This window comes from Streptomyces sp. NBC_00289, from assembly GCF_041435115.1.
Lineage (GTDB): Bacteria > Actinomycetota > Actinomycetes > Streptomycetales > Streptomycetaceae > Streptomyces.
The window spans coordinates 7,137,298-7,152,324 of the sequence record NZ_CP108046.1; the positions used below are offsets into that span (position 1 = coordinate 7,137,298).

General features: G+C 68.0%; 12 protein-coding genes and 1 other RNA gene. 9 read left to right on the forward strand and 4 right to left on the reverse strand.

The genetic code is table 11. The features are described from left to right. Nucleotides 1–42 precede the first annotated feature (42 nt). From OG985_RS32310 to OG985_RS32325, 4 genes are all read left to right on the forward strand, one after another. Nucleotides 43–864 carry a helix-turn-helix domain-containing protein gene (locus tag OG985_RS32310; protein ID WP_371671873.1) on the forward strand — a complete coding sequence of 274 codons (822 nt, stop codon included), beginning with the start codon at nucleotides 43–45 and terminating at the stop codon, nucleotides 862–864. 22 nt (nucleotides 865–886) lie between these two features. After that, complete coding sequence (locus OG985_RS32315) at nucleotides 887–1,882, forward strand: DMT family transporter (protein ID WP_371671874.1); 996 nt, start codon at nucleotides 887–889, stop codon at nucleotides 1,880–1,882. Between the two features lie 18 nt (nucleotides 1,883–1,900). Further along, nucleotides 1,901–2,302, forward strand: an RNA gene (gene rnpB / locus OG985_RS32320) — RNase P RNA component class A. Between the two features lie 376 nt (nucleotides 2,303–2,678). Continuing rightward, entirely contained in the window at nucleotides 2,679–2,870 is a 192-nt protein-coding gene (locus tag OG985_RS32325; RefSeq protein ID WP_371671875.1) for a DUF2399 domain-containing protein, read from the forward strand. A 428-nt stretch (nucleotides 2,871–3,298) separates the two neighbouring features. Here the strand turns inward: OG985_RS32325 and OG985_RS32330 are convergent, their stop codons facing one another. The 4 genes from OG985_RS32330 to OG985_RS32345 all read right to left on the reverse strand — a co-directional run bounded on the left by OG985_RS32330 (nucleotide 3,299) and on the right by OG985_RS32345 (nucleotide 8,369). Beyond that, a complete protein-coding gene (locus tag OG985_RS32330) occupies nucleotides 3,299–5,179 on the reverse strand; it encodes a DNA/RNA helicase domain-containing protein (RefSeq protein WP_371671876.1) in 1,881 nt (626 codons plus the stop codon). Between the two features lie 366 nt (nucleotides 5,180–5,545). Continuing rightward, nucleotides 5,546–5,983: a GNAT family N-acetyltransferase gene (locus OG985_RS32335; protein ID WP_371671877.1), complete on the reverse strand. Its 438-nt coding sequence runs from the start codon at nucleotides 5,981–5,983 to the stop codon at nucleotides 5,546–5,548. A gap of 324 nt (nucleotides 5,984–6,307) precedes the next feature. Beyond that, nucleotides 6,308–6,931 (reverse strand): 2'-5' RNA ligase family protein, encoded by a 624-nt coding sequence (locus tag OG985_RS32340; RefSeq protein WP_371671878.1) that lies wholly within the window; start codon nucleotides 6,929–6,931, stop codon nucleotides 6,308–6,310. A gap of 13 nt (nucleotides 6,932–6,944) precedes the next feature. After that, nucleotides 6,945–8,369: a helix-turn-helix transcriptional regulator gene (locus tag OG985_RS32345; RefSeq protein ID WP_371671879.1), complete on the reverse strand. Its 1,425-nt coding sequence runs from the start codon at nucleotides 8,367–8,369 to the stop codon at nucleotides 6,945–6,947. Between the two features lie 1,125 nt (nucleotides 8,370–9,494). Between OG985_RS32345 and OG985_RS32350 the strand changes: the two genes are divergently transcribed. From OG985_RS32350 to OG985_RS32370, 5 genes are all read left to right on the forward strand, one after another. Beyond that, the gene (locus tag OG985_RS32350; protein ID WP_371671880.1) at nucleotides 9,495–10,427 is read left to right on the forward strand and encodes a hypothetical protein; all 933 of its coding nucleotides are present in this window, start codon (nucleotides 9,495–9,497) and stop codon (nucleotides 10,425–10,427) included. Next, nucleotides 10,424–12,016, forward strand: a complete 1,593-nt coding sequence (locus OG985_RS32355) for an amino acid permease (protein ID WP_371671881.1) — start codon at nucleotides 10,424–10,426, stop codon at nucleotides 12,014–12,016. The genes OG985_RS32350 and OG985_RS32355 overlap by 4 nt, the downstream gene beginning before the upstream one ends. Next, on the forward strand, nucleotides 12,016–13,386 hold the full coding sequence (locus OG985_RS32360; RefSeq protein WP_371671882.1) for a glutamine synthetase family protein: 1,371 nt from the start codon (nucleotides 12,016–12,018) through the stop codon (nucleotides 13,384–13,386). The genes OG985_RS32355 and OG985_RS32360 overlap by 1 nt, the downstream gene beginning before the upstream one ends. 113 nt (nucleotides 13,387–13,499) lie before the next feature. Then, nucleotides 13,500–14,705 (forward strand): methyltransferase, FxLD system, encoded by a 1,206-nt coding sequence (fxlM, locus tag OG985_RS32365; protein ID WP_371671883.1) that lies wholly within the window; start codon nucleotides 13,500–13,502, stop codon nucleotides 14,703–14,705. 65 nt (nucleotides 14,706–14,770) lie between these two features. Then, complete coding sequence (locus OG985_RS32370; protein ID WP_371671884.1) at nucleotides 14,771–14,953, forward strand: FxLD family lanthipeptide; 183 nt, start codon at nucleotides 14,771–14,773, stop codon at nucleotides 14,951–14,953. The last annotated feature ends 74 nt before the right edge of the window (nucleotides 14,954–15,027 follow it).

A 15,027-nucleotide genomic window follows, 5' to 3' on the forward strand; every position in this document is an offset into this window, starting at 1 on the left:
TCGTCCGCGTTACCTCCCCAGGGACACACAAGGGGGAGTCACGTGGGCGAACAGGCACTGTGGACGAGGGCGCGGCTCGGCCGCTGCGGGCCCCCGCTCGATCTCCTGACCGCCCGCTTCGACCGGCACGTCTACGCCCCGCACGCCCACGAGGAGTTCACGATCGGGGTCTGCGTCGGCGGCTCCGAGATCATCGACTACCGGGGCGGCCACATCCGCACCGGCCCGGGCTCCATCGTCGTACTGGCCCCCGGCGAGATGCACACCGGTGGCCCCGGCACCACCACCGACGGCTACGCCTACCGCGCCGTGTACGCGGCCCCCGGCCTGCTCACCGAGGGCGTCCTCGACGGCCTCCCGCACTTCCGCGAGCCGCTCCTCGACGACCCCGAACTCGCCGCCGCCCTGCGCCGCACGCACGCCGAACTCAGCGCCTGCCCGGACCCGTTGGAGACCGAGTCCCGCCTCCCGTGGCTGCTCACGGCCCTCGCCCGCCGCCACTCCACGGCCCGCGCGACTCCCGACACGATCCCGGGCGCGGACCGGCTGGCCCACGCCGTCCGCGACCGCCTCGCCGACGAACTCCTCGCCCCGCCCTCCCTCTCCGACCTGGCCGCGGACCTGGGCCTGTCCCGCTACCAACTCCTGCGCGCCTTCCGTACGACGATGGGTGTCCCGCCGTACGCCTGGCTCGCCCAGTACCGCGTCAACCGGGCCCGCGGTCTGCTCGAGGCCGGCCTGCGCCCCGCCGAGGTCGCCTCCCTCGTGGGCTTCGCCGACCAGGCACACCTCACCCGCTGGTTCCGCCGCGTCCTGGGCGTGACCCCGGCGGCGTACCGCAACAGCGTTCAAGACGCCGGCTGACACGGCGGCCGACACTGCTCACATGACTGCACGCGGCTGGTTCCTGTTCTCCCTGATGGGAGTGGTCTGGGGCATCCCCTACCTGCTGATCAAGGTGGCGGTGGACGCCCCGCTGTCCCCCTCCGTGGTGGTGTTCACGCGCTGTGCGCTGGGTGCCGCGCTATTGCTCCCCTTCGCCCTCCGACAGGGCGGCCTGATCCGGACCGTACGGGCGCACTGGGCGCCCATGCTGGCCTTCGCGTGCATCGAGATCATCGGCCCCTGGTTCACGCTCACGGACGCCGAACGCCACCTGTCCAGCTCGACGGCCGGCCTGCTGATCGCGGGCGTGCCGATCGTCGGCGTGGCCCTGGCCCGCTTCTTCGGCGACACCGAACGCCTGGGCGTACGGCGGCTGACGGGCCTCGCCCTCGGCCTGGCGGGCGTCGGCGTCCTCACGGTCCCGCACCTGACGGGCGGCGACGCCCGCTCGATGGCGGAGGTGCTGCTGACGGTCGTGGGCTACGCCACGGCCCCGCTGATCGCGGCCCGCCACCTGAAGGACGTCCCGACCCTCCAGCTCACGGCCCCCTGCCTCCTGCTGGCGGCCCTGGTCTACGCCCCCGCGGCAGCCGTGACCCGACCCTCCGAGCTGCCGTCGACCGAGGTCCTGGCGGCCCTCGCCGCGCTGGGCGTCATCTGCACGGCGGTCGCCTTCGTGGCCTTCCTGGAGCTGATCAAGGAAGCGGGCCCGACCCGGGCGACAGTGATCACGTACGTCAATCCGGCGGTCGCGGTGGCAGCAGGCGCGGTGTTCCTGGACGAACCGTTCACCACCGGCATCACGGTCGCCTTCACTCTGATCCTGGCGGGCTCGGTCCTGGCGACGGCGGGCCGGGCGGACCGTGCAGACTCCCCCGGTGGGATGCCGACACCGCCGCATGGCCCGGGGCGCTCCGAGCCACGCGGCGTACGAGTCCGGCTCCGCCGCGGCGGCCCGGACCCCCGGCCGGAACGAGGCGAGGTCCACGCCGGGTAACATGGCCGACACGGCAGACGAGCCGGGCGGACGGCCGCGTGGAGCCCCCAGGGGCTTCCCGAGGAACGTCCGGGCTCCACAGGGCAGGGTGGTGGCTAACGGCCACCCGGGGTGACCCGCGGGACAGTGCCACAGAAAACAGACCGCCGGAGACCTCGGTCCTCGGTAAGGGTGAAACGGTGGTGTAAGAGACCACCAGTGCCCAGGGTGACCTGGGCAGCTAGGTAAACCCCACCCGGAGCAAGGTCAAAAGGAGCGCTGCAAAAGGTGCTCTGCGCGGACGTTCGAGGGCTGCCCGCCCGAGTCCGCGGGTAGACCGCACGAGGCCGGCGGCAACGCCGGCCCTAGATGGATGGCCGTCTCCCCGGCCGCCGCGAGGCGACCGGGCGACAGAACCCGGCGTACAGCCCGACTCGTCTGCCGCTGCCTGCGGCTTCGCCTTGGAAAGAGTCTCTGACCTACGTCGAAGGGCCTTTCCGATCTTTTGGGGGCTTGCTGCGTTACGCGGAGGAAAGTCCCTTGGAAGTCCCTCAGACAGGGCTGAAAGTCCCTGGCGCAGAGACGCGGGGGACACCTCTGACCTGGGCCAGATCATAGTTCCGTCGATCTTGGTGTGGGTCTCTGCGATGGTGGCGTGAGGTGGGAAGCGGCGTCCGTTGCATTATGGGCCCCCGAAGGCGGCGGTTAGGGACGGCGGACAGTGGATCGTTTTCTCAGAGGTGTTGCGAGCTTTCTGTCATGCGCATAGCGAAACATCCCTTCGATACGGCGTATTGATCTTGGTGGATAACTCGGGTTGTGGATAACCCGTGCTGAACACCTTCCGCTTGCCGCGTGGGGCCAGGCCCACGGCACGCCGCAGTTACTGCTCAGCGGACCGCGTGCGGAGGCGGTGTTGGACGCGGAACTGGCCCCGACCATGGAGGCATTGGGAATCGCCCTGCACGAGGAGGCGGCACTCGACCTGCTCTTGGAGGATCTCGGCTGAGGTAGGGGCGGTTGTGGCTCAGTGCGGGGATGCACACGGACATGACGTTGCATCCCTAGCACGGCGGCCTGTATGAACTCGCCCGTGCTCAACGCGGTGTCGTGGCGCGCGAACTGCTCACGACGATGAGGGTTCTGCTGATGGCTGCGGCTTTGTCTTACGGCCCCCCTGGGCCCCATCGCCCCGGCACCGGCGCGGCGCCCTGAGTGCACACCACGATCAGGTGAATTCCCCGCTTGAGGAAACCGTGCGAGATCTGAGCGAGTCACACACCTCGCATCACACGACCTTTGCCTCAAGGGGGACCATGAATCAGCAGCAGTACCCGCCGTAGCAGCCCGGTTGGGGCGGCCACCAAACAGCCCAGAGGGCAGCCAGTGATCACGCCATCCCGGCGCCACCGGCTGAGCACCTTCGCGTCCACCGAACTACACGAGTTCCGGCACCTCGGCCCGGGATGCCGGATGAATAAGCGACCGCAGCTTCTCGCGGGTCTCCGCGTCCGTCGAGTAGAGGATTGTCCCCACCATTCCCCGGGTCAGGAGCACCTTGTACGTGTTGCGGATGAGGCGGTCGACGTCGTCGTCCGGAGTGGCCTTCGTGAAAGACGGGTCCTTCGACGCCGAGCGGTCCACGACCCAGCGGTCCGTTCGCCAGACCAGATCGGGGCCGATGATCACGCCCGACCAGTCGTACTCGAAACCCTGCGCGGTGTAGACGCAGCCGACCTGGCCGAAGCCGGCCGGGTCGGTGGCCCAGAGGGGCGCAGGTGGTGCCCCGAGGGCGGATCGGTCGCCGTAGAGGTTCCAGGGGCGGGACCATTGGCCGACCACGACGTCTTCGGGGAGTGTCGTCATGTCGGGCGTGATCTTCGTGGTCCATTTCCAGCAGTAGCCGGCCGACATGCGGGCGCCGTAGCCCTCCTCCCGGCGGGCGACGAGGAAGTCCTCAAGCTCCTGTGGGGTCTCGGCGGTCAGTAGTTGCAGTTTGCCGTCGGGCCCCCACAAGCTGGGCGTGCCGTCGTCCAGGCCGAGCAGGTCGATGACCCACTTCTCGTACGCGTCGCTGCCGCCGCACCGGAACTGGCCGTCCAGTTCCACCACCGTGCAGTCGAGGCCCTGCGCGGCGGCGGCCCGTTCGATCTCCTGCCTGGTTCCCATCTCGCCGGGGCGCACCACCTGGTGCTGGTCGAGCAGGAACACGGGGACCCGGGCCGCGTCGATCAGTTCCGCCACCTGGGGTCGTCCAGTACGGAGCGCCGCCTTCGTGTAGCGGTTGGCGGAGGTCTTCCGCAGCCGGTGGGCCTCGTCGCAGATCAGCACGTCGAGGTCGTTGGGCTCGGCGTCCATGAAGCTGTTGAAGTACATGAACAGCTGCTGCACTTCACGCTTCTTGTGACCTGCGACCCTGCGCATCGTCTTGGTGAACGACGCGGATCCAGTCGCGTGTAGCGCGGGTACTCCGCGGCGGTACAGCTCACCCAGGACCGACAGAGCGATGACGCTCTTGCCGGATCCGGGACCGCCGGTCACCAGGATCACCTGCTTGTGGTTGCCGCGCTTGGCCTTGCGGACGGCGGACATCACCTTCTCGTACGCGACCCGCTGCTCGGCGATGAGCACGAACTGCTCTCGGTCGCGGATCTCGGCTGCCGCTACCGACATCAGCTGCTTCGACGGCCGTACCTTGGCGTCGAGCAGTACGTCGGCCACGTGTGCGCCGGGCTTCGCGGCAAGCCGCGAGCGCAGGAAGTCGAGGAAGGCGCCGCGCTGTTCCCCGGTGTACATCCGTCCGTACTGGTTCTCCTCGACGTTCCTCAGCCCCGCGATTTGGAACTCGGTCGCGTTGTGCAGGAACGCCACGCCAGCCAGGGAGTTGGGCATTCGCTCCAGCGCACCGTTGAACGACTGGAGATACTCGCAGTAGCCCCGTACCTGCTCGATCGGGTTGAGGACGGGCTGCGCGTACGCGTCGATCCGGCACAGCAGCGGCTCGTCCTCCTCCGGGTAGGCCGCGCTCCACTGCTTGAGTTCGACTACGACGTACGACGGCTCGCCGGTGGTCGGGTGCACACCGGCGAGTACGGCGTCCGCGCGCTTGCTGGTCAGGGGCAGGCTGTACTCGACGAGGACCTCCACCTCGTCGAGCCCGGCCTCGATGAGCGCGTTGACGAGGGCGGGGAGGCTGCGCTCCCAGGACCGTATCTCCGCTTGTGCAGGCCTCCGGCCGTGCTGGTGACGGAAGTTCTGGGTCAGATGCAGCGCCAGCGCCCCTTCGAGGATGCGGGCGGCCACGGACGCCGCGGACACGGAACAGCAAGAAAAAGCCCCCATGCAGCACGAAGAAGACTCGTGCGGGTGGGGGCATGTCCTGTGCTGTCCGCCGCGTAGGCGGATCAGGAAGCCCGTCGGGCCGCTGAGATGTTGCTCGCCATCCTAGGTGAGCGAGTCGATCACGGGGAGGGGGCGGGGGAGGGGTCGGTCAGGTGGAGTTTCGCTCGCCGAGCGCCGCTCGTAGCCAGTCCAGTGACCCCGTGTCCAGGACGGTCGTCGTCCTCAGTGACCAACAGCGCGAGGTCGTCGGCGGTGAGGCGCTGGACCGAATCAGCGGATCCGGTCACCGTGAACCGGATGCCGTCGGCCGTCAGCCGGGAACGGACGTTACCGCCCTCGTCCTCAGATGTCCAGCGGAATCGCTCGGAGACCCTGCCCTCGGAGGCGAGCACCCGGTACGCGTTGGACACCCCCGGCGTTCCCGCCAGGTGTGCACATGAGGGAGCGCCGCGAGCACCTGGTGCGCCAGGGCATCCGGGCGCAGCGCGAGGCCCATGGTGGCTGCGCGTTGCTGGTGCGGTCTGTTGCGATCCTGCCGAACCCGATCAGTTCGTTCGCGTCTCGCGCGACTACGGCGAGCGCGTACTCGCCGCGCGGCTCCTCGGTTGCGGCACCGATGGACCGAGCCACGATGTGGCCAACCTGCTCGCGGGTCCGCGGCTCGAACAACAGGTGCTCCGTCGCTTCCTGATTGCCGTAGATCGCGAAGACTCCGTCCACATCATCGACGGTGAGTTCGCGGAGGCCGAGACGCTGGCTGGAACGCTGGACCGGGTACATGCCAGGCACCCTACCGCTGTGTCCCGCCGGGGAGTGATGGTCGGCGGGGCGGGTAAACCGTCAGCTCTTCCCGCAGGTCACGGGCCGTGAGAGCGGTGCGCGCGCCGCTCGTCGTCAGGGCCTGGCGGACGCGCAGGGCAGAGACGACGATGCCGTTGTTCCTTAGTTGGCCGGGAGGTCCAACGCTTGCGCGCCGACCAGATCGCCATAACGCCCAGTTGGAGTTCGCCGAGTCGCAGGGATGCCAGCCTTGCCCGTCATGGAACGTTGGGCCACGCGGTGTCTCCAACCTGCGGTGGCGAGACACCGGGTGGCGGAAGACGCTCAACCGAGGGTAACCGTCGCGAAGGGTTTCCACTCGTACATCTTGTTGTCCCGGTGGATCACGATGAGCTCCGCGGTGGAAATCCGCGCCCGCGCCGGCGTGAGGGCAAGGCCAGCGAGGACCTGCGCGATCGGCTCGGCTGGACCGTCCGCGGCGCTGTAGGCCACGGAGACGTGCGGGGTGAAACCCTCGGCGTTCTCCGGGACCTCGTCAAGAACGTCCCCGATGGCTTCCCGGATGGTGTTTCGGACGGTCCGAACAGGGCCATCCGGGTGGACATGCAGGAGCACCGCCTCGGGGTCCAGCACCTCTGGTCCGATCTGGACGTCGAAGGCGGGAATGGCTGCCAGTCGTGCATGGGCTGCATCCACGATGGCGTTTAGGTCCTGCTCCTTGGTCTCACCCACGAAGCCGATGCCCTGCATGGTTAGGTGCAGCCATCGGTCGGGGATTGGGGTGAGGGCATCTCCCAGAGGTGCGAGCGCGGAGCGGTACTCGGCAGCAAGCCGGTGTACATCGTCCTGGCCGTCGAACGTCAGATGCCATGTATAAAAGCGGCGCCCCACATTCCAACCGGGCCGCCACCACCAATGGTTCCGCATGGTCTCGGTCTGAGTCGTCATAGTCCGGATCAAATCAGGAGGAGCCGTTCCTTGGCGAGAGCGCAAGGTGTCGTGGCACGGAGTCTACGCAGAACTCTTCGATGGCTTGCCGTAGCCCGATTGCCGCAGTGCCGCCAGCTTGAGATCGGGTGATGCCGGAGCACAATTCGCCGAGTCGGCGGGTGACGGGTGCCAGGCGCTGATCGGGTGGAAGCGCCAGGACGGGCGTGAGAGCTTCGAGGGCGCCCTCTGCTTCGCCAGCTGCGAGATGTGCTGAGGCCTGGCTGATATGGATCTGAGCTTCCGTGCCGTATGCCCTGACCGGCTGCACAGTCAGAAGCGTGAGGGCGTTATCCGCAGATCGCAAGGCGTCGGCAGGGCGGCCGAGACGCAGCTGCACTGCCGCCGCGTAATTCTCCTGCCGAGCGGGCTGACAGGCGAAGATGCCCCCGACAGCGTCCTCGCCGCTCATCGCGGTGCGTGCGTCATTGGCCCGGGTCAGCGCCGCCAAGGCCTCGTTTGGAGCTCCCAGTTCGGACCATGCGTCGGCTTCCTGGCAGGCGAGTAGCACCGCGACCGTTCCCGTGGTGCGGTAGTTGGTGCCGCGTCGGGCGAAGTTGATCGCGTCGCGAAGGCGTCCGTCCCAGAAGGCCACCTTGGAACGAGTCGACAGCACCCAGGCGCGCAGGTCGTTGTGCCCGGCCAGTTCCGCGCACAGCCATGCTGTGCGGCCCTGGGTTTCCGCATCGGGCAGCTGCCCCAAGTCGGAGGACATCCACGCCAGGAGCCCGCACAGGTAGCCGGCCGCGACGTACAGGTCTGCCGACTGACCGGGGTATTGATGGCCTTCCAGGAGAGCGAAGACGCGGTCGCGTAATGCCCGCGTGCGGACAAAGAGTGTGACTGGGTCTGAAGTGAGGTAGTCCGATGCGAGTGCCCGCGTCTCGGCCATTAGTTGCTCAAGGGCTATGTCACCGACGTTCGAAGCCTCAACCCATTGCGCCCACGTCGCGGACTCGTCGGCGGCGACACGCACCAAATCGGTTCCAGTCGGCTCGGGCGTAGCGAACATGGGCGACGGCGTGGCGGGCGGGGACGGAGGCTCGCTGGTTGGCGGACGATGGATGAGCAGGCGAAGGTCTGCCTCGGGTAGCGCCCGCCTGTCCTCCAGATCCAGCAGGTCCTCCACGCGGCACGCGAAGGCTTCCGCCATGGCCATCAAGACCGGGAGGCTGGGACGGCGTGAGGAAGGACCAGGCCACTTCTCCCACTTGCCCACAAGGGACGCGTCCGCAGCGACAGACTCGCCCGGATGCCTGGTACTTGCCTGGGTGATCCGATCAGAGGCCTCTTGAAGCGTCCAGCCGTGTGCATGCCGCCACGCTTCCCTGGGCCGCATCCGGAAGCGGGTGCGCATCTCGATGGCGATGTTAGCCATGGTGCATTCAGCGGCGGTCATGTCTTGACGGAGGGCATCCCGGTCTGCCTTGGTGCCGGGCTTCGAAGGGGCGTTCATCGGCGTGCTCCCAGTCGGGTGTTGTGATCTCACGGTAGCCGCGGTCGTAGCTCGACCGGATGACTGCGACCTGGATGACCGGGGATTCGCAGCCCAACGAACCGTCCATAAAAGCTGGTTCCTCCTGGTCAGCGCAGCGGCCGGTGTCCAGAAAAGTTGGACACGGGCGCCCGTGACGCCAACTGCCCAGTTTGGAACGGTAGAGGGACACCGCAACCACCACCGTCGAGGACACAGATGGCAGCAGGACAGAGTCAGGACTCCCGGTTAGGCGCCGCAATGTTGCATGGCCGGGACTCACGCGTGACGCACATGGTGAGCGCCGCTCTCGCTTTTCCCCCGGCGGGCGCACGCACAATAGAGGCTCCGTCCCTCGACGCCGAGCCGACGAGTCTTCGAGCAGTTGGTTCCGACGCGCAGCCCCCTCCTGTCCGCCCGCAGACCTGGACGCGCAGCTGGTCCATGGAGGCTTGCGTCCCCCGGCTCGCTCGCCTGCACGCCCGTACCCGCCTGGGCATGATGGGCTGGTCGGGGACACAAGAGGCCGCCGTACGGGTCATCACGGAGATCGTCCGGAACGCTGTCCAGCACGTCGGCAGAGGCATGGTCACCTTGACCATGCACGTTGACGAGGACGACGTGCTGCTCCTTGACGTGACAGACCCGTGCCCCGGGCGCGATGGCCTCGACGAAGCCCTTGCCGGAAGAGACAGGACGGGGTTGTGGCTCGTGCGACAACTGGGCGGCGAGGTCGCCTGGTTCCCCGCAGAGTCCGGCAGCGGCAAGACCATCCGGGTCCGAATGCGGCCTGGCAAGCACAGCCCGACGTTCCCGACCGTCGAGGCCCCTGAGCGGCCGCCGGGCCGCAGCCGCCTACCTCCCCAAGGTCTGTGCCCGACTGTCGCCCGGCGGTCTTCCAACCCCCACACGAGGCGTTGATGTCCCTCTTACGTGCTCAAGGCACGCCAGCTCTTCACCCTGCTCACCACCAGCTCCACAACGCGGGGTGCTCCGATGGTGAGCAGTGACATGCCCCTGACCCCTCATCCTGCGGGATACGACGAAGGCTTGCGCCTGGCTCTGGAAGACCTCCTGCTCGACCGGTGGCTCTCAACCAAGGCTCTGCTCGCCAACACCCGCAGTTGGGCGCTGCGCACGTCCCGCAGTCAGGTCCTGGCGGCCGGCGCCGCCAAAGGTGACGCCATCGCGGCCTGGTGCGCAGAGGAACCCGGAGACGCGAACGCCCTGATGATGCGGGCCCGCGTCATGACCCACCGGGTTGTGGGCGCTCACCGCAGCACGGCAGACCGTCACACCCTGCTCCCCAGGGTCAGCGCCGCGCGGGCTGCATGCGGGGACGCCGCACGCCGCTGGCCGGCTGACCCCGTTCCGTGGGTGTGCCTGCTGGCGCTCGCCCAGTTGGACATCGACCACAGGCACTGGCACTCCGTTGACCACTGGGCGAATCCCACAGAGGCCATGCTGCCGCGGGGGCCGTGGCCGCTGCTGTGGCAGGTAGACCGGCGGGACTGGTCCAACAGGGAGGCGTATCACCGGATGCTCCAGTGCTTCCAGGCCCGCGGCAATGGAGCCGTGGACTTCACACGCTGGGTGGCCTCCCAGGCGAAGCCGGGAGCCGTACTGCTGAATCTGCCCTTGTACGCCTACGTCGAGGACTACCGGCTACGAACGGCAGGTGGACAGGTCGCCAGCACGCTCGGGTACTGGACCAACGACCAGGTCCGGTACTACGTCGAGCTGGCGAGAGACGGATGGTTCGCCTACGTCACCGACATGAGCACCTGCTCCCTGCTGGATCTTAACTATCTGGCCTACACGCTGACTGCCTGTGGCCTGCCCGGCGCGGCAGAAGTGTTCGAAACGATCGGCCCGTTCGCCACCCCCGCGCCATGGCAGCACGTCAGCGAAAGCCGATGGTGGCAGGACGACTTCCTGCAGGCGCGCAACTACGCGATGAAGCGCGAGCGGTACCGCAGATGAGTCGAGCACCCCAACCGCGAGGCGGTTCCCAGCGCCACCCCGTCCCTGTTTCCCTTTCGACCCAGAGGATTCTTTCGGTGTCTCCGAGAAGTGCCGCCCACCGGCTGGTGGACGACGATGCCGTCCTGACCGGGCTCGGCTACCAGACCGTACTGGCGCGCCGTATGGGCCCGTTCGGCAACTTCGCGATCTCGTTTTCCGTCATCAGCATCCTGTCCGGATGCATGACTCTCTACAGCTTCGGCCTGAACACTGGCGGACCGGCCGTGATCATGTGGGGCTGGGTCGGCGTCGGTCTGATGGTCTTGCTGCTCGGTATGTCGTTAGCCGAGGTGACCTCCGCCTACCCCACCTCGGGCGGCCTGTACTACATGGCGCACCGGCTCGGCGGGCCCCGCTGGGCCTGGGTAACCGGCTGGCTGAACCTGCTCGGGCTGCTTGGTGCCATCGCCGGCATCGACTACGGCGCTGCCACGTTCGTCGGCGCGTTCTCCAACCTCCAGTGGGGCTTCACGCCGACACCCGAGAAGACCATGATGATCTTCGCCGGGATCTTGCTGCTGCACGCCCTGCTGAACGTGGCCGGCGTCCGCCTGGTCAGCCTCCTGAACTCGGTCTCGGTGTGGTGGCACCTCGTCGGCGTCGCAGTCATCGTCGGCGTCCTGATCCTCGCTTCGGCCGATCACCAGAGCGCCAACTTCGTGTTCACCACGTTCAACAACGACACCGGCTTCAGCAACGGCCTGTACGTGACCGCAATCGGGCTGCTGCTGGCGCAGTACACCTTCTGCGGCTACGACGCCTCCTCCCACCTGTCCGAGGAGACCACGCAGGCCCAGATATCGGCGCCGAGGGGGATCGTCCGCTCGATCTGGGTCTCATGGATCGCCGGGTTCATCCTGCTGGCTGGGCTCACGTTCTCCATCCAGGACTACGCGGGCACGCGGAGCAGCGCCACCGGCGTGCCGCCCGCCCAGATCTTCCTTGACGTCGTCGGCCATTCCGGCGCCAAGGCCCTGCTGCTGATCGTGATCGTGGCCCAGCTGTTCTGCGGCAACGCAGAGACCGCCGCTGCCTCCCGCATGGTGTTCGCGTTCTCCCGCGACGGGGCGGTTCCGTTCGCTGCCACCTGGCGCCACGTGAGCACCCGCACGAAGACGCCGGTTGCCGCCGTGTGGCTGTCGGTAGGAGTCGCGCTCCTCCTGGCGGCACCGTCGCTGTACTCGCCGACCGCGTACGCCGCAGTCACGGCCATCAACGTCATCGGCATCACCCCCGCCTACGCCATCCCCGTCTATCTGCGGCTGCGCGCGGGGGACCACTTCAAGCCCGGGCCGTGGAATCTTGGCCGGTGGAGCAAGCCCATCGGCTGGACGGCTGTGACTTGGGTCGGCGTCGTCACCGTCCTGTTCTGCCTGCCGCAGGTCTCCCCGATCACCGCCTCATCGTTCAACTACGCGGGCGTCGCCCTGATCGTCGTGCTTACGCTGGCCTGGATCTTGTGGATCACTCAGGGCCGCCGCAACTACCGCATCCCGGCCCTGGGCAACACCGCCACTCATGCCTCCCTGGCGGAGGACGTGGTCTGATGAGCAGCCAGCACACTGACCCGAACTACGAGATGTCCCGGCTCGCCGGTCTCATCACCGCCGAGGACTTCCGGACCGCGGTGGATCGTGAGGACATCACCACCGTCATGGTTTGTGTCCCCGACATGATGGGGCGCCTCAAAGGCAAGCGGCTCAGCGCACGGGTTTTCCTCGACCGGATCACCGACGGGCTCAACGTGTCGGAAGCCTGCGCTTACATCCTGGCCACCAACGTGGGCATGGACCCCCTTGGCGGCTTCGACCTCACGGGCTGGGACAAAGGCTTTCAGGACCTCGGCATGATCGCCGACCTGAACACGCTGCGTGTCCTGCCCTACATGCCCGGCCTGGCGCTGGTTCACTGCGAGGCCGTCCAACCTGACGGGACGCCCCTGGAGATCGCTCCGCGCCGCATGCTCCGCACTCAGCTCGATCGGCTGGGCAAGCTCGGCTTCGAGGCGCGCGTGGGTCTGGAGAGTGAGTTCGTTCTCTGCAACGGCCTTCAGCCCATGGTGCAGCACAACCTCGACTACGCCCTCGACCATCCGCCGGCACTGAGCGACTTCTTCCGGTACCTGGAAGACGCTCTGCCCGAGGCCGGCGTACCGATCGAGGCGACCAAGACAGAGGGCGCTCCCGGCCAGGTGGAGATCACGTTCCCCTACGGCCCGGCGCTTCAGGCCTGCGACGCCTACACCGTCTACAAGCAGACCGTGCAGCACCTGGCCAGACGTCAGGCTCTGTCGGCCACGTTCATGAGCGCACCGTTCACCGGCGTGGGCAGCGGGCTGCACCTGCACCTGTCCCTCTGGAAAGACGGCGCCCCAGCCTTCGACGCGGTCCCCGGCGAGGAGCTGCCCGAGACGATGCGCCACAGCATCGCCGGCCTGCTCTCCGGAATGCCGCGCCTCGCCCCGCTGTACGCGCCCAACCCCAACTCCTACAAGCGGTACGCGACGGCGCACTCCTTCGCACCCCAGTACATGAACTGGGGCCACGACAACCGCGGGTGCGCCGTCCGGGTCACCGGTCACGGCGAGGGCACCCACCTGGAGATCCGCCTACCTGGCGCCGACGCCAACCCGTACCTCGCGCTGGCTGCCTCGATCGCTGCGATCGTGCACGGCCTGACCGAGAAGCTGACCCCGCCCGCACCCTGCCGGGGCGACGCCTACGCAGACCGGCAGGCGGTGCCTGTTCTGCGTGACCTCGCCGAGGCGCTGGCGTACTTCGACGGCAGCAACTTCGCGACGAGCGCGCTCGGAGCCGAGGTAGTGCGGCACTACGCCATCGCAGCCGAGGCCGAGATCGCCGAACACCGGAGACAAGTCACCGACGTCGAGCGGGAACGGTGGTTCGACCGTGCGTGAGTGACCGGCGCGTAACCGCCCCCAGCGACGGCGTCCTGGTTAGCGTCCTCGCTGACCACCAAGCCCATCTGTGCCTTCGCAAGCCCCACCCCTCAACAGAAATAGGTAACCGGATGCCTGTTATCGATGACTCGACCGATCGCGATCCCGGCGCGTGGCGTGCGGAGATGGTCCGCGCGCTCCGTGACCAGGACGCGATCACGTCCGACTCGGTTGCTGCGGCCTTCGCCGCCGTGCCCCGGCACCGGTTCGCGCCGGAGGCGTCCCTGGAGGTCGTTTACGATCTCCACCGGATTGTGCCGGTCAAGAAAGACGAGAGCGACCTGAACGTCAGCGTCATGTCCGCCGCCCACCTTCAGGGTGTGATGCTGGAGCAGGCCGACATCGCGCCCGGGATGAAGGTCCTGGAGATCGGCTCGGGCGGCGTCAATGCCGCCTACCTCCAGGAACTCGTGGGCAGCGACGGTGAGGTCACCACGGTCGACATCGACCGCGACATCGTCGACCGTGCCCGCCTGTGCCTGGACGAGGCCGGATACCGGCAGGTGAAGACGGTCCTCGCCGATGGCGAGAGGGGCGTCCCCGACGGAGCGCCCTACGACCGGATCATCGTCACCGCGGCGGCGTGGGACATCCCCCCGTCGTGGATCTACGGGCTCACGGAGAAGGGCAGGCTCGTCGTTCCGCTCACGGTGTGCGGCACAACCCGCTCGATCGCCTTCGACCGTGACGGTGCGGGCCTGCTCAGCCGCTCCTACCGTCTTGCGCACTTCGTGCCGATGCAGGGCGAGGGCGCCGCCGAGGAACGCAAGGTGCTGCTGCGGGAGGGCGTCGTCGTGCAGACCGATGACGTGCGGGTGCCCCTCAACGCGCAGGCGCTGAACCATGCCCTGGACACCCCCCAGCTGGTGCGCTGGTCGGGTGCGGCATGGGACCTGCCAGACGAGCTGGACCTGTACCTCACCCTCAACCTGCCGCGTGCGGTGCGGCTGCACGCGGCCAAGGATGTGGTCGAGCGGGGGCTGGTGGCACCGGCGGTCCAGTTCGGGGTGCCCGCCCTGGTCAGCGAGGACAGCATCGCCTACCGCACCCGCCGCGACAACGAGGCCACCGGCGGCTTCGAGAGCGGCGTCATTGCCCACGGTCCGCAGGCCGAAGCCCTCGCCGACCAGTACGCGGAGCTGCTGCGCCGCTGGGCCGAACACCACCGTCGCCGGGGAGCTGCGACGTTCCGGTACCTGCCGGGCCCCGCTCCGTCGCCTCTGCCGCAGGACGCCGTACTGCGGCGGCACGGGATCGTCACCGCGTCCTGGACCTGAGACTCCGGGGCCCAGCGAGGGCTCCGGGACCTTGCACCATCCCCCATTACCTCAAGGAGGCACACATGACCGTGCAACTGGAGCGACCGGCCATATCCACGCAACCGGCCGCCGAAGCGAAGGAGTTCGCTGACTTCGCCCTGGACATCTCCATCGTCGAGGGCGGTCCCTCCGCGGACCAGCTCATCAGGATGACGGACGACGGCTGCAACTCCACGTGCGCGACCGCGTGCACGAGCTGCCCGTAGCAACACCGACCGCGTCCACCGCGGTGCCCGGCCGCACCACGAGCGCGGCCGGGCACCGCCCAGTCCCAGGAGGG

Excerpts from the sequence above, each read along its gene's own strand:
- OG985_RS32315 (WP_371671874.1), top strand. The coding sequence starts at position 887 with ATGACTGCACGCGGCTGGTTCCTGTTCTCCCTGATGGGAGTGGTCTGG.
- OG985_RS32335 (WP_371671877.1), bottom strand. The coding sequence starts at position 5,983 with ATGTACCCGGTCCAGCGTTCCAGCCAGCGTCTCGGCCTCCGCGAACTC.
- OG985_RS32340 (WP_371671878.1), bottom strand. The coding sequence starts at position 6,931 with ATGACGACTCAGACCGAGACCATGCGGAACCATTGGTGGTGGCGGCCC.
- OG985_RS32345 (WP_371671879.1), bottom strand. The coding sequence starts at position 8,369 with ATGACCGCCGCTGAATGCACCATGGCTAACATCGCCATCGAGATGCGC.
- OG985_RS32355 (WP_371671881.1), top strand. The coding sequence starts at position 10,424 with ATGAGTCGAGCACCCCAACCGCGAGGCGGTTCCCAGCGCCACCCCGTC.
- OG985_RS32360 (WP_371671882.1), top strand. The coding sequence starts at position 12,016 with ATGAGCAGCCAGCACACTGACCCGAACTACGAGATGTCCCGGCTCGCC.
- fxlM (WP_371671883.1), top strand. The coding sequence starts at position 13,500 with ATGCCTGTTATCGATGACTCGACCGATCGCGATCCCGGCGCGTGGCGT.
- OG985_RS32370 (WP_371671884.1), top strand. The coding sequence starts at position 14,771 with ATGACCGTGCAACTGGAGCGACCGGCCATATCCACGCAACCGGCCGCC.